This is a genomic window from Nocardioides cavernaquae (assembly GCF_003600895.1).
Taxonomy (GTDB): domain Bacteria; phylum Actinomycetota; class Actinomycetes; order Propionibacteriales; family Nocardioidaceae; genus Nocardioides; species Nocardioides cavernaquae.
Genome location: NZ_QYRP01000002.1, coordinates 3,103,954 through 3,123,700, shown reverse-complemented (window position 1 = coordinate 3,123,700; position 19,747 = coordinate 3,103,954). Strand labels below are relative to the sequence as shown.

Annotated in this window: 20 protein-coding genes; 17 read left to right on the top strand and 3 right to left on the bottom strand. The window is 68.6% G+C overall.

Features of this window, described 5'->3' with window-relative positions:
* Positions 1 to 3: 3 nt before the first annotated feature.
* From pdxT to D4739_RS14960, 14 genes are all read left to right on the top strand, one after another.
* Positions 4 to 621, top strand: a complete 618-nt coding sequence (gene pdxT, locus D4739_RS15025; RefSeq protein ID WP_120061361.1) for a pyridoxal 5'-phosphate synthase glutaminase subunit PdxT — start codon at positions 4 to 6, stop codon at positions 619 to 621.
* Between the two features lie 23 nt (positions 622 to 644).
* Positions 645 to 1,415 (top strand): YebC/PmpR family DNA-binding transcriptional regulator, encoded by a 771-nt coding sequence (locus tag D4739_RS15020; RefSeq protein ID WP_120061360.1) that lies wholly within the window; start codon positions 645 to 647, stop codon positions 1,413 to 1,415.
* A gap of 57 nt (positions 1,416 to 1,472) precedes the next feature.
* The gene (locus tag D4739_RS15015) at positions 1,473 to 1,835 is read left to right on the top strand and encodes a DUF1801 domain-containing protein (protein WP_120061359.1); all 363 of its coding nucleotides are present in this window, start codon (positions 1,473 to 1,475) and stop codon (positions 1,833 to 1,835) included.
* A gap of 28 nt (positions 1,836 to 1,863) precedes the next feature.
* Positions 1,864 to 3,015, top strand: a complete 1,152-nt coding sequence (locus D4739_RS15010) for a WD40/YVTN/BNR-like repeat-containing protein (RefSeq protein WP_147384947.1) — start codon at positions 1,864 to 1,866, stop codon at positions 3,013 to 3,015.
* Between the two features lie 94 nt (positions 3,016 to 3,109).
* Positions 3,110 to 3,655: a crossover junction endodeoxyribonuclease RuvC gene (gene ruvC, locus D4739_RS15005; RefSeq protein ID WP_220699309.1), complete on the top strand. Its 546-nt coding sequence runs from the start codon at positions 3,110 to 3,112 to the stop codon at positions 3,653 to 3,655.
* A complete protein-coding gene (gene ruvA / locus D4739_RS15000) occupies positions 3,652 to 4,248 on the top strand; it encodes a Holliday junction branch migration protein RuvA (protein WP_120061357.1) in 597 nt (198 codons plus the stop codon). The genes ruvC and ruvA overlap by 4 nt, the downstream gene beginning before the upstream one ends.
* Before the next feature lie 60 nt (positions 4,249 to 4,308).
* Complete coding sequence (gene ruvB, locus D4739_RS14995; protein WP_120061943.1) at positions 4,309 to 5,340, top strand: Holliday junction branch migration DNA helicase RuvB; 1,032 nt, start codon at positions 4,309 to 4,311, stop codon at positions 5,338 to 5,340.
* Between the two features lie 72 nt (positions 5,341 to 5,412).
* The gene (yajC, locus tag D4739_RS14990) at positions 5,413 to 5,742 is read left to right on the top strand and encodes a preprotein translocase subunit YajC (RefSeq protein WP_147384946.1); all 330 of its coding nucleotides are present in this window, start codon (positions 5,413 to 5,415) and stop codon (positions 5,740 to 5,742) included.
* Positions 5,742 to 7,286: a protein translocase subunit SecD gene (gene secD, locus D4739_RS14985; protein ID WP_120061355.1), complete on the top strand. Its 1,545-nt coding sequence runs from the start codon at positions 5,742 to 5,744 to the stop codon at positions 7,284 to 7,286. The genes yajC and secD overlap by 1 nt, the downstream gene beginning before the upstream one ends.
* The gene (gene secF, locus D4739_RS14980) at positions 7,286 to 8,371 is read left to right on the top strand and encodes a protein translocase subunit SecF (protein WP_120061354.1); all 1,086 of its coding nucleotides are present in this window, start codon (positions 7,286 to 7,288) and stop codon (positions 8,369 to 8,371) included. Before secD ends, secF begins: the two co-directional genes overlap by 1 nt.
* Positions 8,372 to 8,415: 44 nt before the next feature.
* Positions 8,416 to 8,934: an adenine phosphoribosyltransferase gene (locus tag D4739_RS14975; protein WP_220699401.1), complete on the top strand. Its 519-nt coding sequence runs from the start codon at positions 8,416 to 8,418 to the stop codon at positions 8,932 to 8,934.
* A gap of 40 nt (positions 8,935 to 8,974) precedes the next feature.
* A complete protein-coding gene (locus D4739_RS14970) occupies positions 8,975 to 10,408 on the top strand; it encodes a glyceraldehyde-3-phosphate dehydrogenase (RefSeq protein WP_120061353.1) in 1,434 nt (477 codons plus the stop codon).
* Positions 10,409 to 10,677: 269 nt separating this feature from the next.
* Positions 10,678 to 11,013: a hypothetical protein gene (locus D4739_RS14965; RefSeq protein ID WP_147384944.1), complete on the top strand. Its 336-nt coding sequence runs from the start codon at positions 10,678 to 10,680 to the stop codon at positions 11,011 to 11,013.
* 193 nt (positions 11,014 to 11,206) lie between these two features.
* The gene (locus D4739_RS14960) at positions 11,207 to 13,435 is read left to right on the top strand and encodes a RelA/SpoT family protein (RefSeq protein WP_120061941.1); all 2,229 of its coding nucleotides are present in this window, start codon (positions 11,207 to 11,209) and stop codon (positions 13,433 to 13,435) included.
* Positions 13,436 to 13,526: 91 nt separating this feature from the next.
* On the opposite strand, the gene D4739_RS14955 is transcribed toward D4739_RS14960, so the two are convergent.
* Genes D4739_RS14955 through D4739_RS14945 form a run of 3 tightly spaced genes read right to left on the bottom strand, consistent with a single transcriptional unit; the run spans position 13,527 to position 15,663 of the window.
* Positions 13,527 to 13,934 (bottom strand): VOC family protein, encoded by a 408-nt coding sequence (locus D4739_RS14955; protein ID WP_120061351.1) that lies wholly within the window; start codon positions 13,932 to 13,934, stop codon positions 13,527 to 13,529.
* 10 nt (positions 13,935 to 13,944) lie between these two features.
* Entirely contained in the window at positions 13,945 to 14,409 is a 465-nt protein-coding gene (locus tag D4739_RS14950; RefSeq protein WP_420799022.1) for a helix-turn-helix transcriptional regulator, read from the bottom strand.
* Positions 14,410 to 14,412: 3 nt separating this feature from the next.
* Positions 14,413 to 15,663: a DUF349 domain-containing protein gene (locus D4739_RS14945; RefSeq protein ID WP_120061350.1), complete on the bottom strand. Its 1,251-nt coding sequence runs from the start codon at positions 15,661 to 15,663 to the stop codon at positions 14,413 to 14,415.
* A gap of 101 nt (positions 15,664 to 15,764) precedes the next feature.
* Here D4739_RS14945 and D4739_RS14940 point away from each other — a divergent pair, with 101 nt between their 5' ends.
* The 3 genes from D4739_RS14940 to aspS are packed head-to-tail and all read left to right on the top strand — an operon-like array spanning position 15,765 to position 19,638.
* The gene (locus tag D4739_RS14940) at positions 15,765 to 16,475 is read left to right on the top strand and encodes an MBL fold metallo-hydrolase (RefSeq protein WP_120061349.1); all 711 of its coding nucleotides are present in this window, start codon (positions 15,765 to 15,767) and stop codon (positions 16,473 to 16,475) included.
* 2 nt (positions 16,476 to 16,477) lie between these two features.
* Positions 16,478 to 17,854: a histidine--tRNA ligase gene (gene hisS / locus D4739_RS14935; protein WP_120061348.1), complete on the top strand. Its 1,377-nt coding sequence runs from the start codon at positions 16,478 to 16,480 to the stop codon at positions 17,852 to 17,854.
* On the top strand, positions 17,851 to 19,638 hold the full coding sequence (gene aspS, locus D4739_RS14930; RefSeq protein WP_120061347.1) for an aspartate--tRNA ligase: 1,788 nt from the start codon (positions 17,851 to 17,853) through the stop codon (positions 19,636 to 19,638). Before hisS ends, aspS begins: the two co-directional genes overlap by 4 nt.
* The last annotated feature ends 109 nt before the right edge of the window (positions 19,639 to 19,747 follow it).

The window sequence follows — 19,747 nt, the reverse complement described above, 5'->3', positions numbered from 1 at the left end:
CGGGTGAGCAGCCCCACCCGCGACCTGACCATCGGCGTCCTTGCCCTGCAGGGAGACGTCCGCGAGCACCGGGCCATGCTCGAGTCCTGCGGCGTCGCCACGACCGGCGTACGCCGTGCCTCCGAGCTGGCCGGCCTCGACGGCATCGTCCTTCCCGGTGGCGAGTCGACGACGATGTACAAGCTGGCGCGGCACTTCGACCTCTTCGAACCGCTGCGTGCCGCGATCGCCGATGGTCTGCCCGCCTTCGGGACGTGCGCGGGCATGATCATGCTGGCCGACCACATCGAGTCCGGCATCGCGGGCCAGGAGACCCTGGGGGGACTCGACGTCGTCGTGCGCCGCAATGCGTTCGGGCGCCAGGTCGACTCCTTCGAGGCAGTCGTGGAGTTCACGCCTTCGTGGGCAGAAAAGTTCACCTATCCCGCGACCTTCATCCGCGCGCCCTACGTCGAGAAGGTCGGCGACGGCGTCGAAGTCGTCGCCAGCATCAGCGGCGCCGGCGCGGGCGATAGGATCGTCGCGGTCCGACAGGGGCGCCTGCTCGCCACGTCGTTCCACCCCGAGATCACCGGTGACACCCGCATTCACGAGCTCTTCGTCGAGCTCGTCCGTTCGTAGTCACCCAGCAAGGAAGAGAGCGCATGTCCGGCCACTCCAAATGGGCGACCACGAAGCACAAGAAGGCGGCGATCGACGCCAAGCGCGGCAAGATGTTCGCCAAGCTGATCAAGGGCATCGAGATCGCGGCCCGGATGGGTGGCCCCGACGTCGCGGGCAACCCGACCCTCTTCGACGCCATCCAGAAGGCGAAGAAGTCGTCGGTCCCCAACGACAACATCGACCGTGCGGTCAAGCGCGGTGGCGGCCTCGAGGCCGGCGGCGCTGACTACTCGACGATCATGTACGAGGTCTACGGCCCGCAGGGTGTCGCGATCCTGGTGGAGTGCCTGACCGACAACAAGAACCGTGCCGCGATGGAGGTCCGCACCGCGGTCACCCGCAACGGCGGCACCATGGCCGACCCCGGCTCCGTCTCGCGCCTGTTCAACCGCAAGGGCGTCGTGATCGTCGCGAAGGAGCAGCCCGAGAGCGCGGCCGAGGTCGACGAGGACGCCGTTCTCGAGGCCACGCTGGACGCCGGTGCCGAGGACGTCAACGACCTCGGCGAGGCCTTCCAGGTCATCTCCGAGGCGACCGACGTGGTCGCCGTGCGCACCGCGCTGCAGGACGCCGGCCTGGACTACGACTCGGCCGAGGTCGAGTTCGTCGCCAGCATGGAGATCCCGGTCGATGCCGAGGCAGCCGAGAAGGTCATGAAGCTGGTCGACGTCCTCGAGGACCTCGACGACGTGCAGAACGTCTTCTCCAACGTCGACATCTCCGACGACGTCCTTGCGGAGCTCGACGCCTGAGATCGCCTGCTCGACGGCACGGGTGACAAGCGGGGCCGTGGGTGCCATGTTGGCTCCATGACCGAGGTCGACGCGTATCTGGAGGGACTGCCTCCGGTGACCGCTGCGGTGATCCGCGGCTACTACGACCGCGCCCGCGAGCTGGTGCCCGAGGCGGAGGACGGCTCCAAGTACGCGATGGCCTGCCTGACCTACCGCGGTCGCGGCCTGATCTCGGTGATCCGCACGGAGGCCGGGTTCTCGATGTTCCCGTTCGGCTCGGAGCCGGTGGCGCTGGCGCGGCCACTGCTCGGCGGGCTGCCGACGACGCGGGGTGGCGTTCAGTTCACTGCGGACCGCCTCGTCCCGGACGCGGCGTACGTGCTGATGGTGGAGTGGTCCCGCAACCACATCGACGCCGCGCTGGCCCGTCGTCGCTGAATGCGTCTGCGTCGGGCATCATCGGCGCATGGGGTCCCCGAATCACCTGTGTGCCGTGCTGACGGCCACCGTTGTCGCTGTGGTCCTGGCCCTGGGTGGATGCTCGTCTCCGGACAGCTCCGCCCCGCGTGCGGCGTCCTCGCCCGCGGCGGTGCCCACGAAATTCGGCACCGTGCTCAGCCACTCGGCACCGCAGGCCGACGTGGTCTTTGCGGTGACAGACGGGGTCAAGGGTTGCCCCTCCTGCGTGAGCCTGTGGCGTCGCACGAGCACCGCGAGCGCGTGGGCGCCGGTCGCGACGCTGCCCCGGCCGGAGAAGGCCGGGTACGACGACGGGGCGGGCCCGTTCCCGCCGGTCAACGCCACCGCTCTGGCGATGGCGCCTGACGGCAAGCACGGCTACCTCGCCTGGGACACGGACGGCCTGTTGGCCACCGGCGACGGGGGCCGCACCTGGCTCCCGGTCACGGGCCCCGACGGCGCCCGGGCCAGGGGGAGCGCCGTCATCGACGGCGGCCAGGTCCTGCTCTCGATGCTCGACGACTGTGGCGGCGCTGACTGCGCCGACAAGCTCTGGCGCGCCCGGCTCGGCAGCGTCGACTGGCAGGAGGTGACCGTGCCGCTGCGCACGGGAGAGGGTCTCTTCGACCTGCGCGCGCGGGCCGGGGCTCTCAACGGGATCGCGGTCAGTCCGGAGGGCGAGTCACTGCTGCGGTCGACCGATCGCGGTGCGACGTGGACGCGCGTCACGCCCGAACCCAACCCCTGCGCCGGCTGCAGCGGCACCTGCACGCCGTACCCCACGGGCACCCACGCCACCGTGGCGCGCTGCATGACCGGTGACTCCTGGACCGACGTGGTGCGCATCAGCACCGATGGCCAGCCGTGGCGCGACCTGGCCCGGCCGGGCGTGGGGGAGAAGCACCAGGTCCAGTGGGTCGTCGCCGTGGACGATGACCAGACGTTCCTGCTCGGCACCGCAAGCGGAGTGCTGCGCGTCGACGCAGCCGGCGACCTGGAAGGTGTGGTCGGGCTGAGGCGCGGCGGCTATCCGGGCGCCGTCGGGTTCGTCACGGCGAAGGTCGGCCACATCCTCGGCGAGGACGGTCAGCTGACCCGCAGCGAGGACGGCGGCCGCACCTGGGTCGAGATCGCGCCCGCCCGCACCTTCGGCGGCTGAGTCCTTCGGCGGCTGACTCCTGCGTCGCCGCGTGTCGCGGCCCGACCCGTCGAGGCACCGGGCTAACGTTGCGTCCGAACAGGTGTTCGGACGGATGGAGACGACAGTGCGTGTGCTCGGGATCGACCCCGGCCTGACCCGCTGCGGCATGGGCGTGGTTGACGGCTCGATCGGCCGGCCGTTGTCGCTGGTCGATGTCGGTGTCCTGCGGACCACGTCGAGCCTGCCCGTCTGGGAGCGCCTGGTCACCATCGAGAAGGGCGTCGACGCCTGGCTCGACGAGCACCAGCCCGACGCCGTCGCCATCGAGCGGATCTTCGCCCGGTCCGACGTCAGCACGATCATGGGCACCGCGCAGGCGGCCGGCATTGCCATGGTCTGCGCCGCGCGCCGCGGCGTACCCGTCGCGCTGCACACGCCCTCCGAGGTCAAGGCGGCCGTCTCCGGCAACGGTCGCGCGGACAAGGCGCAGGTGGGCCTGATGGTCACCCGGCTGCTCCGCCTCGATGCCATGCCCAAGCCGGCGGACGCGGCCGACGCGCTCGCCCTGGCCATCACCCACATCTGGCGCGGTGGCGCACAGAACCGTCTGGAGGCGGCCGTCGCCGCCCAGGCCCTGAAGGTCGGAGCACACAAGTGATCGCACACGTCCGGGGCACGGTCGCCGACGTCAGCCTGACCAGCGCAGTCCTCGAGGTCGGCGGGGTCGGGCTCGAGCTCATGTGCACGCCCGGCACGCTGGCCACGCTCCGACTCGGTGCGACAGCGACCCTCCCGACGAGCCTGGTCGTGCGCGAGGACTCCCTGACCCTGTTCGGCTTCCTCGACGACGACGAGAAGGTCTGCTTCGAGCTGGTGCAGACGGCCAGCGGCGTCGGGCCCAAGCTGGCCCAGGCGATCCTGGCGGTGCTCGGTCCCGATGAGCTGCGCGTTGCCATTGCGGGGGAGGACGTCAAGACGCTCACTCGCGTGCCGGGCATCGGTCAGAAGGGCGCCCAGCGCATCATCCTCGAGCTCAAGGACCGCATCGGTGCGCCTACCGGCATCGGCGGTCGGACCGCCGCACCCGTTGTCGATGCGTGGCGCTCCCAGGTCGCCGACGGCCTGGTCGGGCTCGGCTGGTCGGCACGCGAGGCCGATCGCGCGGTGGACGAGGTCGCCCCGCAGGCCGGACCGTCTCCCGATGTCGCGGTGCTGCTGCGTGCCGCGCTGCAGATGCTGCGGAAGGCCTGATCCGTGTACGACGACGAGCTCGACGAGCTGACCCCCGCCGAAGCCGCGCACCTGGCCCGGATGGAGGGCCGGCTCACCGCGGCTGACGCCGAGGCGGACGAGCGCGTCGTCGAGGCGGCGCTCCGTCCCAAGTCCCTCGACGAGGTGATCGGCCAGGAGCGGGTCCGCGAGCAGCTCGGGCTGGTGCTCGACGCCGCCAAGGCGCGCGGTCGGGTGCCCGACCACGTGCTCCTCTCCGGCCCGCCCGGTCTGGGCAAGACGACGCTGGCGATGATCATCGCGGCCGAGGTCTCGGCGCCGTTGCGCCTGACCAGCGGCCCGGCGATCACGCATGCCGGAGACCTGGCGGCGATCCTGTCCGGCCTCAACGAGGGAGACGTGCTCTTCGTCGACGAGATCCACCGGATGTCGCGCCCCGCCGAGGAGATGCTCTACATGGCGATGGAGGACTTCCGGGTCGACGTCGTCATCGGCAAGGGACCGGGCGCCACCGCGATCCCGCTGGAGATCCCGCCGTTCACGCTGGTCGGCGCCACGACCCGCGCCGGCCTGCTGCCCGGGCCGCTGCGCGACCGTTTCGGGTTCACGGGCCACCTCGAGTTCTACGAGGCGCATGAGCTGGACAAGATCGTGCACCGCAGCGCCGGGCTCCTCGACGTCCACCTGACCCCGGAGGGGTCGGCCGAGATCGCTTCGCGCTCGCGTGGCACGCCGCGCATCGCCAACCGGCTGCTGCGGCGGGTTCGTGACTACGCCCAGGTGCGCGCCGACGGAGTGGTGACCCTCGACATCGCCCATCGGGCGCTCGACCTGTTCGAGGTCGACGCGCTGGGGTTGGACCGGCTCGACCGCGGCGTTCTCGACGCGCTCTGCAGGCGCTTCGGCGGTGGCCCCGTCGGTCTCGCCACCCTCGCTGTCGCGGTGGGCGAGGAGCGCGAAACCGTCGAGGAGGTCGCAGAGCCGTTCCTGGTCCGCAACGGATTCCTTGCACGCACTCCGCGCGGGCGCGTCGCGACCGCTGCCGCGTGGGAGCACCTCGGTCTCACCGCTCCCGCAGGAGGGGCAGGGGAGTCGACCCTTTTCGGTTCCTGAGCCGGGCTACACTGCACCGGCGGTCGCGCGAGCGGCCCCGCAGACGTTCCCCTCCGAGAGGCTCACGTTCCCGTGACGGATCTGTACGCGTTGCTGCCCATGCTGGGCATCTTCGCCGTTCTCTGGCTACTCCTTGTCCTCCCGGCCCGTCGTCGCCAGCGCGCGATGGCCGAGCTCCAGGCCGGCATCGCGGTCGGTGACACGCTGGTCACCAGCGGTGGCATCTACGGCACGGTCACCCGGCTCGATGACGACCGCATCGGTCTCGAGATCGCGCCCGGCGTGATCGTCGAGCTCGCCCGCGGTGCGATCGTCGGCGCGCCGCAGCCCGGAGCGCACCCGGCCTCGGCGCACCCCGCGGACCAGCCGGTCGTTGACAAGTCCGCTGAGGGAGACAACTGATGGCACAGCCGAAGTACCGTCCGGGGCGCAATCTCCTCGCGTTCCTGCTCGGCCTGGGAGTGCTCTTCGGGCTCGTTGCCCTCGCCGGCAACTGGAAGCCCGCCCTCGGACTTGACCTCCAGGGCGGCACCCGCATCACGCTCACCGCGATCGGCAACCCGAGCGCGTCCCAGCTCGACGAGGCCCGTCAGATCATCGACAACCGCGTCAACGGCTCGGGTGTCAACGAGGCCGATGTCTTCATCCAGTCGGGCCGGCACGTCGTCGTCGAGATCCCCGGCGAGAGCCGGCGCGACCTGATCGACGTCGTGCAGCGCCAGGCCCGCCTCGGCATGCGCGTCATCGCTTGCTCCGATGCCACGGGAGGCGCCGCGGCGACGCGCTGCAGCGGCCCGGGCGCCACCAAGGAGGTGCCGACCCCTGCTGGCGACGCCGACAAGGCGTTGGCCTGGCGTGAGGCTCCGACCGCCGAGTGGGTGGCGAAGTACAACGCGGCCACCTGCCCGATCACCGGCGAGCTGCCGGAGGAGAACGACGACCCGGCCAAGCCGCTGGTCACCTGTCAGGAGATCGAGGACCCGACCGGCCAGAAGACGTACGCGAAGTACCTCCTCACCGCCGCTGTCGTCGAGGGCTCGGACCTGAACAAGGCCGAGGCCGGACAGGAACCGAACGCTGTCGACTGGCTTGTCGAGATCCGGCTGAAGGACGCCGGCGCGAAGGAGTTCGGCAAGGTCTCCGCGGCCCTGAACGCCAACAACCAGGAGCAGTTCGCGATCGTCCTCGACGGTGCCCCGATCTCGGTGCCGTCGATGCAGAGCGGCAGCCTCAGCCGCGTCTCGAGCATCACCGGCAACATGGGCCAGGCTGAGGCGACCGAGCTCGCCACCAGCCTGAAGTACGGCGCGCTCCCGGTCGCCTTCGACAAGGAGACCAACGCCGAGACCGTCGGTCCCTCGCTCGCCGGTGACCAGCTGACCGCAGGTCTGATCGCGGGTGGCATCGGCCTCGGGCTCGTGATGCTCTTCTGCCTGGTCTACTACCGAGGCCTGGGCATCGTCGTCCTTGCCTCGCTCGCTGTCGCGGCCATCGCGACGTACGGCATGGTGCTCCTGCTCTCGGAGACGGCCGGCTTCACGCTGACCCTCCCCGGCATCGCTGGCCTGATCATCGCTGTCGGTGTCACCGCGGACTCGTTCATCATCTTCTTCGAGCGGATCCGTGACGAGATGCGCGACGGCAAGTCGATGCGGGTCGCGGTCGAGTCCGGGTGGGTGCGCGCCAAGCGGACCCGCATCGCGGCCAGCGTGGTCTCGCTGCTCTCCGCGTTCATCCTCTACATCTTCGCCACCGGCGTCGTGAAGGGCTTCGGCTTCGCGCTCGGCCTGTCCACGGTGATCGACCTGGCCGTGCTGTTCTGGTTCACCAAGCCGCTGGTCTCCTGGCTCGCGCACTACAAGTTCTTCAACGGTGGTGGCCGGATGTCCGGACTCAGCACCGAGACCTTGGGCACGGACCTCGTGACCGCGGGAGGGAAGGCCTGATGGGCAAGTTCTCGAGGATCGGCAACGATCTCTACAACGGCAAGCGTTCGATCGACTTCGTCGGTCGCCGCACGCTCTGGTACGTCATCACCGGCCTGATCGTCGGGGTGGCGCTGCTCTCGGTGATCGTGAAGCCGCTGCACTTCGGCATCGAGTTCACCGGCGGCACCGAGTACCGCATCAGCGACCTGAGCTCCGCGCAGGCCAGCCAGTCCTCGGCTGATGAGGTTCGCGCCGCGGTCGCCGACACGGGCTTCCCGGAGGCGGCGTCGCCGACGGTCACCACCGTCAACAACGACGCGCTCCTGGTCCAGATCGAGAACCTCTCCACCGAGGAGAGCAAGACCGTTCAGGAAGCGATCCTCGCGGCACTCGGCGACGACCAGCTGCAGGTCTCGCAGAGCGACGTCAGCGCCAGCTGGGGCCAGGAGGTGGCCCAGCGGGCCGGGCTCGGCGTGCTGGTCTTCCTGATCATCGTGGTGCTCTTCATCTGGAGCTACTTCCGCGAGTGGAAGATGTCGGTGGCAGCCATCGTCGCCCTGATCCACGACATCGTGATCACCATCGGCGTCTACGCAGCCTCCGGCTTCCCGGTCACTCCGGCTGCGGTCACTGGCCTGCTGGCCATCCTCGGCTTCTCGCTCTACGACACCGTCGTGGTGTTCGACAAGATTCGCGAGAACACCGCCGAGATGAGCAAGACCCGGCTCTCGTACGCCGACGCGACCAACCTCGCGGTCAACCAGACGCTGGTCCGCTCCGTCAACACCGGCATCGTCGCGCTGATCCCGCTCGGCGCGATCCTCTTCGTCAGCGCCGCGATGCTCGGCTCGAGCTCGCTCAAGGACCTCGCGCTGTCGCAGTTCGTCGGCATGGCCGCGGGCGTCTTCTCGTCGGTCTTCGTCGCACCCCGGGTCCTGGTCCACATGAAGTCCGGCGAGACGGCCGTGATCCAGGCGGACCGCCGGGCGAAGGCCCGCGCACGCAACCGCGCTGCTGATCCCTACGCTGCTGTCGTGCCGGAGTACCGCGAGAACATGCCGGTGTACGACGAGAAGTCGGGTCGTCCAGAAGGCCGCAGGTGAGCGGTCGTCCGGCTCCCGAGGTGAGCGCCGAGGTCGAGCGGGCCCTGCGAGAGTGCGTCGTCGACGTACCCGACTATCCGGAGCCGGGGGTGCTGTTCAAGGACATCACGCCCCTGCTCGCCGACCACGACGCCTTCACGGCCGTTGTGACGGCTCTCGCATCTGCTGGACGTGACGGTGACGGCAACGTCATCGTTGACAAGGTTGTGGGCATGGAAGCGCGCGGGTTCATCCTCGCTGCACCTGTCGCCCTGGCCCTCGGGGCGGGGTTCGTCCCGGTCCGGAAGGTTGGCAAGCTGCCGCGTGCGACCCACGCGGTGTCCTATGCCCTGGAGTACGGCGAGGCGACCCTGGAGATCCATCAGGACGCGATCGCCCCCGGTGACCGGGTGCTGCTCGTCGACGACGTGCTGGCCACCGGCGGGACCGCTGCTGCGACGCGCACGCTGGTCGAGTCCTGCGGTGGCGTGGCACAGGCCTTCTCGGTCCTGCTCGAGCTCACGTTCCTGCCGGGACGCGATGCCGTGCCCGGACTTCCGGTCACTGCCCTCGGGCGCGTCTGATCCACCCAACTGACACACACGAAGAAGAGAGAACTCAGCTGTGACGTCTGACCACTTCGCCGACTGGAAGCGCCGCGAGGCGCTGGCCGAGGCGATGATCCCGATCATCGGCCACCTCTACCGTGAGCGCGACGTCACCATCCTGGTGCACAGCCGGTCGCTGGTGAACAAGTCCGTGATCAGCATCCTCAAGACGCACAAGTACGTGCGCCAGATCGAGTCGCGTGAGCTCAGCATCGTGGATACGTTCCCGATCCTGCAGATCATCGCCGACCTCGACCTGGGTCCGTCGCGCATCGACATCGGCAAGCTCGCGCTCGCCTACGCCGAGGACAGCAACGGCCAGACGCTCGAGGAGTTCGTCACCGCCGCCGTCGCCGGCGCCACCGGTGAGAACAAGCTGGTCCGCGACGGCCACACCGACGTCGTCCTCTACGGTTTCGGCCGCATCGGTCGCCTGCTGGCCCGCCTGCTCGTCGAGAAGTCCGGCTCCGGCAACGGCCTGCGCCTGCGCGCCGTCGTCGTACGCCGTGGCTCCGACGACGACCTGAAGAAGCGCGCCTCGCTGCTGCGTCGCGACTCGATCCACGGCCAGTTCAACGGCTCGATCTCGATCGACGAAGAGCGCAACCTCATCATCGCCAACGGCGTCGAGATCCAGGTCATCTACTCGAGCGACCCGACCACGGTGGACTACACCGAGTACGGCATCGACGACGCGATCCTGATCGACAACACCGGCATCTGGCGCGACCGCGAGGGGCTCTCGAAGCACCTGCGCCCCGGCATCGCCAAGGTCGTCCTGACCGCGCCCGGCAAGGGCGACGTCAAGAACATCGTCCACGGCGTCAACCACGGCACCATCGCGGACGACGACGACGTCATCTCCTGCGCGTCCTGCACCACCAACGCCATCGTGCCGCCGCTCAAGGCGATCGAGGACGAGTTCGGCATCGTCCACGGCCACGTGGAGACGGTTCACTCGTTCACCAACGACCAGAACCTCCTGGACAACTTCCACAAGGGTGACCGTCGTGGCCGCAGTGCGCCGCTGAACATGGTGCTCACCGAGACCGGTGCTGCGTCGGCCATCAAGAAGGCCATGCCGGACTTCGGGGCACACATCTCCGGCTCGTCGATCCGCGTCCCCACCCCGGACGTCTCGATGGCGATCCTGAACCTCACCCTGAAGAAGGAGACGACGAAGGAGGAGTTCAACGAGTACCTCCGCAACGTCTCGCTGCACTCGGGCCTGAAGCGTCAGATCGACTTCACCACCTCGAACGACGCCGTCTCGACCGACTTCGTCGGCTCGCGCCACGCCTCGATCGTCGACGCCAACGCGACCATCGTCAACGGCAGCAACGCGATCGTCTACCTCTGGTACGACAACGAGTTCGGCTACTCCTGCCAGGTCGTGCGCGTGGTCCAGCACATCTCCGGTGTGGAGTACCCGCTCTTCCCCCAGGACTGATAACAATTCGACAAGGAGCCAGCGCTGAGGCGCTGGCTCCTTGTCGTTGATGCCCTAGCGTTTGTGCTCACTGTCATTCGGGGCAGGTGAACTTCTCGGGAGGGTCCAAACGTATGAGCCGTTGCCTTGCAATTCTGGCGACCATGATCGTCGCCTTTGCCTCAAGTGCCGTCCTGCCTGCGGGGAGCGCGGCGGCAGATTCGGTCAGTAACCCCACCGCGCGCTGGATCAACCTCAACCAGACGTGTTCGGGATCTTGGGGGAAGGTCGTGCGAACTGACGTCGTCGTCGATCCCTGGGATTGGGACCGAGCCTGGGTGTACACGAACTCGACTCGCGACGCCCTGGGGAACCTCCGGACGGACATCTACTACAAGAACTCGTTCCGGCGCGCCGACGTCTGGCGCGTGTGCAAGACCGGACATCTCTATCGCGTGTGGTACCCGGACCGGAACGTTCACAAGAAGCAGTATGTGAACTTCAACTGCCACAACGGTGGATGCGCCCTGCTCTACAAGAAGACGACCGACTGGACCGCCGGCTACTGCTTCAAGGGTGTGAAGTCGAACGGCACGTACTACGCCGACTGCGACAACTACATGTAGCAGCCGGAGCCACGGTCCTCGGCCGCCTGCTTGTCCTGACTAGGATGGGCAGGTGACCGAGGACCGTTCCGTTTCCGCACCCGACACGCCTCCCGAGGCGCCCACGGTGCCTGCGGCGCGTGCGGCGGCGGTCCCTGTCACGGAGCAGTCCTCGGCGGCTCCCGAGCCGATCGGAGCACAGTCCGCGCGACGGATGCGCGCCCGGCTCGCCCGCATCGGTGCGCGTCCGCAGGGGAGCGTCAACCCGGTCCTCGAGCCGCTCTTCCGATCGGTGAGGGCCAACCACCCGAAGGCGGACCTGGCGCTGCTCGAGCGCGCCTACACGACCGCCGAGCACCACCACCGCGAGCAGCGCCGCAAGAGCGGCGACCCCTACATCACGCACCCGCTCGCAGTCACGTCGATCCTCGCTGACATCGGCATGACCGAGGCGACCCTCTGCGCCGCCCTGCTCCACGACACGGTCGAGGACACGGCATACACGCTCGAGGAGCTGCGGCGCGACTTCGGCGACGAGGTCGCCGAGCTGGTCGACGGCGTCACCAAGCTCGACAAGGTGAAGTACGGCGACTCCGCGCAGGCGGAGACGATCCGCAAGATGATCGTGGCGATGTCGCGTGACATCCGCGTGCTGGTCATCAAGCTCGCCGACCGGCTGCACAACATGCGCACGCTGCGGTTCGTCAAGCAGGAGACGCAGGAGCGCAAGGCCCGCGAGACGCTCGACATCTTTGCTCCGCTGGCCCACCGCCTCGGCATGAACACGATCAAGTGGGAGCTGGAGGACCTGTCCTTCGCGACCCTGCACCCGAAGATCTACGACGAGATCGTCCGGCTGGTCGCCGAGCGGGCGCCGTCGCGCGACAAGTTCCTGGCCGAGGTGATCGCCCAGGTCGAGCAGGACCTGCGTGACGCCAAGATCAAGGCGACCGTCACCGGCCGGCCGAAGCACTACTACTCGATCTACCAGAAGATGATCGTCGGCGGCCGCGACTTCTCCGACATCTACGACCTGGTCGGCATCCGCGTGCTCGTCGAGGAGGAGCGCGACTGCTACGGGGTGCTCGGTGTCCTCCACGCCCGGTGGAACCCCGTGCTCGGCCGGTTCAAGGACTACGTCGCGATGCCGAAGTTCAACATGTACCAGTCGCTGCACACGACGGTCATCGGTCCGCACGGCAAGGCCGTCGAGATGCAGATCCGCACCTATGCGCAGCACCGCCGCGCGGAGTACGGCGTCGCGGCCCACTGGAAGTACAAGGAAGACGGCCGCGCTGGCGTCGACACCGAGCGCATGGGCGACAAGGAGGACATGACCTGGGTCCGCCAGCTCCTGGACTGGCAGTCCGAGGTCGAGGATCCGGGCGAGTTCCTGGAGTCGCTGCGCTTCGAGATCAACCGCGCCGAGGTCTACGTCTTCACACCGCGCGGCGACGTCATCGCCCTGCCTGCGGGTGCGACCCCGGTCGACTTCGCGTACGCCGTCCACACCGAGGTCGGCCACCACACCATCGGCTCGCGCGTGAACGGTCGCCTGGTGTCGCTGGAGTCCACGCTGGACAACGGCGACGTCGTCGAGGTCTTCACCTCCAAGGCGCCCAATGCCGGCCCGTCGCAGGACTGGCTCGGCTTCGTGAAGTCGCCCCGCGCCCGCTCCAAGATCCGGCACTGGTTCACCAAGGAGCGTCGCGACGAGGCGATCGAGCAGGGCAAGGAACAGATCGTCAAGCTCATGCGCAAGGAGGGGCTGCCGCTCAAGCGGCTCATGTCCCACGAGTCGCTGAGCGAGGTCGCCGATCACTTCAAGCTCGCCGATGTCACGGCTGTCTATGCCTCGGTCGGTGAAGGCCAGCTCTCAGCTGCCGCCGTCGTACGCCGTGTGATCGAGCTGCACGGCGGCGACGAGGGTGCTGCCGAGGACCTGGCCGAGGGTGTCACCATCACCGGTCGCCGCAACCGTGGTCCGCGGACGTCGCCCGGCGACGTACCGGTCATCGTCAAGGGTGCCGACGGCCTCTGGGTGAAGCTCGCCAAGTGCTGCACCCCGGTGCCGCCCGACGAGATCCTGGGCTTTGTGACCAAGGGTGGCGGGGTCTCCGTCCACCGCGTCGACTGCACCAACGCCGAGGAGCTGCGCACCCAGCCCGAGCGCCTGGTCGAGGTGGACTGGGAGCCGACGGCCAAGTCGACGTACCTCGTCAACATCCAGGTCGAGGCCCTCGACCGCTCCCGCCTGCTCTCCGACATCACGATGGTGCTCTCCGACGCCCACGTGAACATCCTGTCGGCGTCGCTGACCACGTCGCGGGATCGTGTCGCGAAGTCGAAGTTCAGCTTCGAGATGGCCGACGCCAAGCACCTCGACAACGTCCTGCGTGCCGTCCGCTCGGTGCCCGGCGTCTTCGACGCCTACCGCATCTGAGCCGACACGTCGCAACTTCGAGGTCGACACGGCGCAACTTGGACGTCGACACGGCGCCGTCTCGACGTCCGAGTTGCGCCGTCTCGACGGATCAGGCGAGCGGCTGGTTGATCCGCACCATGTTGCCAGCCGGGTCGCGGAAGGCGCAGTCGCGCACACCGTAGGGCTGGTCGAACGGCTCCTGGATGACATCGGCGCCGGCAGCCTCGAGCTTGCCGAAGATCGCGTCAACATCATCGACGGTGAGGATGATTGCGCGGAGCAGGCCCTTGGCGAGCAGTGCGGCCAGCGCCTCGCGGTCGGCAGGCGTGGTCTCGGGCGAGCCGCCGACGGTCTCGAGGACGACCTCGACGTCGGGGGTGCCCGGGGCGGCGACCGAGACCCAACGGAAGTCACCCATGGAGACGTCCTTGGTCACGGTGAAGCCGAGCAGGTCGCGGTAGAAGGCCAGCGCCTTGTCGTGGTCGTCGACGGTGATGAACGTGTGTGAGATCTTCATGCGATCGACCCTAGGCGGGGGAGACAGCCGCGGGCTTCTCCGATCCTGACCGATCCGACCCGGCACCTGACGGCAGGGGCCGGGTGACCATCTTCGCGACGCAGCCGGGCAACGCGTCGAGCCAGTCGTGGTCGCCGGCGATGGCGGCCGCCCGATAGGCAGAGGGCGTCGCACCGACGAGCTGGGTGAACCGGCTGGAGAACGAGCCCAGCGACGTACACCCGACCTCCATGCAGACGTCCGTCACCGTCCGGTCGCCGTGGCGCAGCAAGGTCATGGCGCGCTCGATGCGCCGCGTCATCAGATAGCCGTACGGCGTGTCCCCGAACGCCTCGCGGAAGCTGCGGTGGAAGTGGCCCGCAGACATGTGGGCCACCGCCGCGAGCCCTGGTACGTCGAGCGGGTCGGCGTACCGGCGGTCCATCAGGTCACGCGCCCGCCGGAGCGAGCGCAGGTCAACCGGATCGAGGGCCACGGCTCAGCCCGAGAACTCCGAGCTGACCTTCTTGGCCATCTCCAGGAACTGGGTGCGGCCGGCGATGTTCTCCTCGAGGTCGCGGACCTTCTTGTCGTTCCCGGCAGCGCGGGCCTTGGCGAGGTCGGCCTGCAGGTCGGCGATCGCCTTCTCGAGCTGGGCGACCATGCCGTCAGCGCGCGCGGACTTCTCCGGGTCGGTCTTCTTCCACTGCTCGTCCTCGACACCACGCAGCGCGGTCTCGACCTTGCGCAGTCGGCCCTCGAGGTCCTTGATCTTGTCGCGCGGGACCTTGCCGGCCGCTTCCCAGCGCTCGGCGATGTCGCGGAAGGTCTTCTTGGCCGCGTCCAGGTCCGTGATCGGCAGCAGCGCCTCGGCCTCGACCAGCAGCGCCTCCTTGACCACAGCGTTGGCGGCGAACTCCTCGTCGAGCGCTGCGTTCTCGGCATCGCGGGCGGCGAAGAAGGTGTCCTGTGCGCCACGGAAGCGCTTCCAGAGCGCGTCGTCGACGTCGCGCGGCGCGGGACCGGCGTTCTTCCACTGCTGCATCAGGTCGCGGAACTGGCCCGCGGTCGGGCCCCACTCGGTCGAGCCAGCGAGCGCCTCGGCCTGGGTCGCGAGCTTCTCCTTGATGACGCGCGCGGCGTCACGCTTCTCGTTCTGCTCGGCGAAGTGCGACTTGCGGTGACGGGTGTAGGCCGTGCGGGCGGTCGAGAACCGGCGCCACAGGGTGTCGTCGCTGGCGCGGTCAAGGCGGGGGAGCCCCTTCCACTCCTCGAGCAGGTCACGCAGGCGGTTGGCGCCGTTGCGCCAGTCGCTCGACTCGGCGAGCTTCTCCGCCTCGGCCACGATCTGCTCCTTGCGGGCGCGGGACTCGGCGGTCTTCGCGGCACGCTCGGCCTTGCGGACCTCGCGAGCCTCCGCGATCACGGTGCCGAGCGCGTCGAGACGCACGACGAGCGAGTCGAGGTCGCCGACCGCGTGGGCATCGACGACCTGGTCCTTGACCTTCTTCACCGAACCGGCGGCCTCGTCCGGGCCGAGGGCACCGGACTTGATCCGCTGCTCGAGCAGGTCCACCTCGAAGGCGAGTGCATCGAAGCGGTCCGTGAAGAACTTCAGGGCCTCCTCGGGCGAGCCTTCGGGGTACTGCCCGACGGCGCGTTCACCATCGGCGGTACGGACGAAAACGGTGCGGTCCTCGGCGACGCGGCCCCAGTCGTTTGAGGGGGTCGAGTCCTGCTGCGCGCTCATGGTCAGCCATCGTAGTCAAAGGTCCGCCCACCCTCGGTAGGCTCTACCGGTCTACCCGCGCTCTTTCTGGTCCTTTTCCGCTCAACCGATCCGAGGTCACTGTGTTCATCGCCGGATTCCCCGCCGGTCCCTGGGGCACCAATTGCTACGTCGTCGCGACGCAGCCCGGTGCCGAGTGCATCGTCATCGACCCCGGCAAGGACGCCGCCGCAGGCATCGACGAGATGGTCCGCGAACACAACCTCAAGCCCGTCGCGGTCCTGCTGACGCACGGACACGTCGACCACACCTGGTCGGTTGCCCCGGTCGCCGGCACGTACGACGCGACGGCGTGGATCCACCCCAAGGACCGCCACCTGCTGACCAACCCGGCGGCCGGCATCTCGCGTGACACCGCAGCGATGCTGCTGGGCACCGGACTGGAGTTCACCGAGCCCGATGACGTCCGCGACCTGACCGACGGTGGCACCCTCGAGATCGCCGGGTTGGAGATCGTCGTCGACCACGCACCCGGCCACACCGAGGGATCGGTTGCCTTCCGCACCCCTTACGGGTTGCAGGACATCAGCGAGGTCATGTTCTCCGGCGACCTGCTCTTTGCCGGCTCGATCGGCCGCACCGATCTCCCCGGTGGCGACCACGCGCGGATGCTCGACAGCCTGCGCAACAAGGTCCTCCCGCTCGCGGACGACATCGTCGTACTTCCCGGGCACGGGGAGCAGACCTCGATCGGCCGCGAGCGCGTCACCAACCCTTACCTGCTCGACCTGGCCCGCTCCGGCGAGACTGACCGCGTCACCCGAGGACTCTGAACATGGCCAAGCCGACTCCGCTGAGCGGATTCCCTGAGTTCCTGCCTGCCGACCGCGTGGTCGAGCAGCAGGTGCTTGCGACCCTGGCCCGCACCTTCGAGCTGCACGGCTTCGGCAACATCGAGACGCGTGCCGTCGAGCCGATGGACCAGCTGCTGCGCAAGGGCGAGACCTCCAAGGAGGTCTACGTCCTCAAGCGCCTGCAGGAGGGGCCGAACGACCAGGGCCTGGAGAAGGCGCTCGACAAGGGCATGGGCCTGCACTTCGACCTCACCGTGCCCTTCGCGCGCTACGTCCTGGAGAACGCCGGCAAGCTCGAGTTCCCCTTCCGCCGCTACCAGATCCAGAAGGTATGGCGCGGCGAGCGGCCGCAGGAAGGCCGCTTCCGTGAGTTCACGCAGGCCGACATCGACATCGTCGGCCGCGACGTACTGCCGTTCCACCACGACGTCGAGGTGGCTCGGGTCATGGTCGAGGCCCTGTCCGGGCTTGACTTCCTGCCCGGCTTCACGCTGCAGGTCAACAACCGCAAGCTGATCCAGGGCTTCTACACCGGCCTGGGCGCGAGCGACATCGACAAGGTCATGCAGCTCATCGACAAGCTCGACAAGCTGCCCGTCGACAAGGTCCGCGAGCTCCTGATCAGCGACGCGGGTCTGGACGAGAAGCAGGCCGACCTCTGCCTGCAGCTCGCCACGATCGCCAGTGAGGACGCGAGCTTCGTCGACGACGTCCGCGCTCTCGGAGTGAGCGACCAGCTGCTCGAGGAGGGCCTGACCGAGCTCGCCGCCGTGATCGAGGGCTGCAAGCCGTTCACGTCCGACACGGTCAAGGTCGTCGCCGACCTCAAGATCGCCCGTGGCCTCGACTACTACACCGGCACGGTGTTCGAGACCCGCCTGACCGGCTTCGAGTCGCTCGGCTCGATCTGCTCGGGCGGCCGCTACGACGCGCTCGCGTCCGACGGCAAGAGCACCTACCCCGGCGTCGGCATCTCGCTCGGTGTCAGCCGCTTGCTCGTCCCGCTCGTGCAGAAGGGCGTGCTCACCGGCAGCCGCGTCGTACCGAGCGCCGTGCTGGTTGCGCTCACTGATGAGGAGTCCCGTCCCGCTGCCGACGCGATCGCGCAGCAGCTCCGCGCCAACGGCGTACCCACCGAGGTCGCCGCGAAGCCCGACAAGTTCGGCAAGCAGATCCGCTACGCCGAGCGCCGGGGAATCCCGTTCGTGCTCTTCGCCCGCGTGGCCGAGGATGGCACGACGACCCACGAAGCCAAGGACATCCGTTCGGGGGAGCAGGTCAGCATCGACCCCGCGACCTGGACCCCACCCGCCGCCGACCTGCGCCCGCAGGTTGTTATGAAGGAGCAGCACTCTTGATCCGCACCCACGACGCGGGCGCCCTGCGCGCCGAAAACGTCGGCCAGACTGTCACCCTTGCCGGCTGGGTCGGTCGTCGCCGCGATCACGGTGGCGTGGCGTTCCTCGACCTCCGCGAGGCCAGTGGCGTGGTGCAGGTCGTTGTCCGTGACGAGGAGCTTGCCCACAGCCTGCGCAACGAGTACTGCATCAAGGTCACCGGTGAGGTGGTCGCGCGCAAGGACGGCGCCACCAACCCGAACCTGGCGACCGGCGACATCGAGGTCGTCGTCACCGACCTCGAGGTGCTCAACGCCTCCGCTCCGCTGCCGTTCCCGATCGACGACAACATGGAGGTGGGGGAGGAGGCGCGCCTCAAGCACCGCTACCTCGACCTGCGCCGCAGCGGCCCTGCCCGCGCGCTCCGTCTGCGCAGCGACGTCAACAAGGCTGCCCGCGATGTCCTTGCTGGACAGGGATTCGTCGAGATCGAGACCCCGACGCTGACCCGGTCCACCCCGGAAGGCGCCCGCGACTTCGTCGTACCGGCTCGTCTGCACCCGGGTTCCTGGTACGCCCTGCCGCAGTCCCCGCAGCTCTTCAAGCAGCTGCTGATGGTCGCCGGCATGGAGCGCTACTACCAGATCGCGCGCTGCTACCGCGACGAGGACTTCCGCGCCGACCGGCAGCCGGAGTTCACCCAGCTCGACATCGAGATGAGCTTCGTGGACCAGGAGGACGTCATCGCCCTCATGGAAGGCGTCCTCGCCGCGATGTGGAAGCTGATCGACGTCGAGATCCCGCGCCCGATCGCCCGCATGACGTACGCCGACGCGATGCGTCGCTTCGGCTCCGACAAGCCGGACCTGCGCATGGGCCTGGAGCTGGTCGAGTTCACCGACTTCTTCAAGGACACGACGTTCCGCGTCTTCCAGGCCGAGTACGTCGGTGCCGTGGTCATGCCGGGTGGCGCCAGCCAGCCGCGCAAGCAGCTCGACGCCTGGCAGGAGTGGGCCAAGCAGCGCGGTGCCCGCGGACTGGCCTACGTGCTGGTCCAGGAGGACGGCACGCTGACCGGTCCCGTCGCCAAGAACCTCACCGAGACCGAGGTCGCGGGCCTGGCCGCGCACGCCGGCGCCAACCCCGGTGACTGCATCTTCTTCGCCGCCGGCGCCACCAAGTCCTCGCGCGCACTGCTGGGTGCTGCCCGCCTGGAGATCGGCAAGCGCGGCGGGCTGATCGACGAGAAGGCATTCGCGTTCACGTGGGTCGTCGACGCCCCGATGTTCGAGCCCGCCTCCGACGCCGTCGCCTCGGGTGATGTCGCTGTGGGCGCTGGCGCCTGGACCGCGGTGCACCACGCCTTCACCGGCCCGAAGCCGGAGTTCGCGGACACCTTCGACACCGACCCGGGCAGCGCGCTGGCCTACGCCTACGACATCGTCTGCAACGGCAGCGAGCTCGGCGGCGGGTCGATCCGTATCCACCAGGAAGCCGTCCAGAAGCGCGTCTTCAACGTCATGGGCATCAGCGACGAGGAGGCGCAGGAGAAGTTCGGCTTCCTCCTCGACGCCTTCAAGTTCGGCGCCCCGCCGCACGGCGGCATCGCGGTCGGCATGGACCGGATCGTGGCGATGCTCGCGGGCGTCGACTCGATCCGCGACGTGATCGCGTTCCCGAAGTCCGGTGGTGGCTTCGACCCACTCACCGCAGCGCCCGCGCCCATCACCGCGCAGCAGCGCAAGGAGGCCGGCGTCGACGCAAAGCCCGCTGCGCCTGAGGCTGAAGTGGCCAACGAGGGCTGAAAACCTGCACAAACCTCACATTGGGTAACGATCCGGACACAGCCAACACGCCGTGTCCGGATCGTTACGCCTAGGTGATCGCCACGCCGCCTTCAGGTCCTTAGAGTCC

Excerpts from the sequence above, each read along its gene's own strand:
- D4739_RS14960 (WP_120061941.1), top strand. The coding sequence starts at position 11,207 with ATGCGCGCCCGGCTCGCCCGCATCGGTGCGCGTCCGCAGGGGAGCGTC.
- D4739_RS14955 (WP_120061351.1), bottom strand. The coding sequence starts at position 13,934 with ATGAAGATCTCACACACGTTCATCACCGTCGACGACCACGACAAGGCG.
- ruvB (WP_120061943.1), top strand. The coding sequence starts at position 4,309 with ATGGAGGGCCGGCTCACCGCGGCTGACGCCGAGGCGGACGAGCGCGTC.
- hisS (WP_120061348.1), top strand. The coding sequence starts at position 16,478 with ATGGCCAAGCCGACTCCGCTGAGCGGATTCCCTGAGTTCCTGCCTGCC.
- ruvC (WP_220699309.1), top strand. The coding sequence starts at position 3,110 with ATGGAGACGACAGTGCGTGTGCTCGGGATCGACCCCGGCCTGACCCGC.
- D4739_RS15010 (WP_147384947.1), top strand. The coding sequence starts at position 1,864 with ATGGGGTCCCCGAATCACCTGTGTGCCGTGCTGACGGCCACCGTTGTC.
- D4739_RS14945 (WP_120061350.1), bottom strand. The coding sequence starts at position 15,663 with ATGAGCGCGCAGCAGGACTCGACCCCCTCAAACGACTGGGGCCGCGTC.
- secF (WP_120061354.1), top strand. The coding sequence starts at position 7,286 with ATGGGCAAGTTCTCGAGGATCGGCAACGATCTCTACAACGGCAAGCGT.
- D4739_RS15020 (WP_120061360.1), top strand. The coding sequence starts at position 645 with ATGTCCGGCCACTCCAAATGGGCGACCACGAAGCACAAGAAGGCGGCG.
- D4739_RS15015 (WP_120061359.1), top strand. The coding sequence starts at position 1,473 with ATGACCGAGGTCGACGCGTATCTGGAGGGACTGCCTCCGGTGACCGCT.
- secD (WP_120061355.1), top strand. The coding sequence starts at position 5,742 with ATGGCACAGCCGAAGTACCGTCCGGGGCGCAATCTCCTCGCGTTCCTG.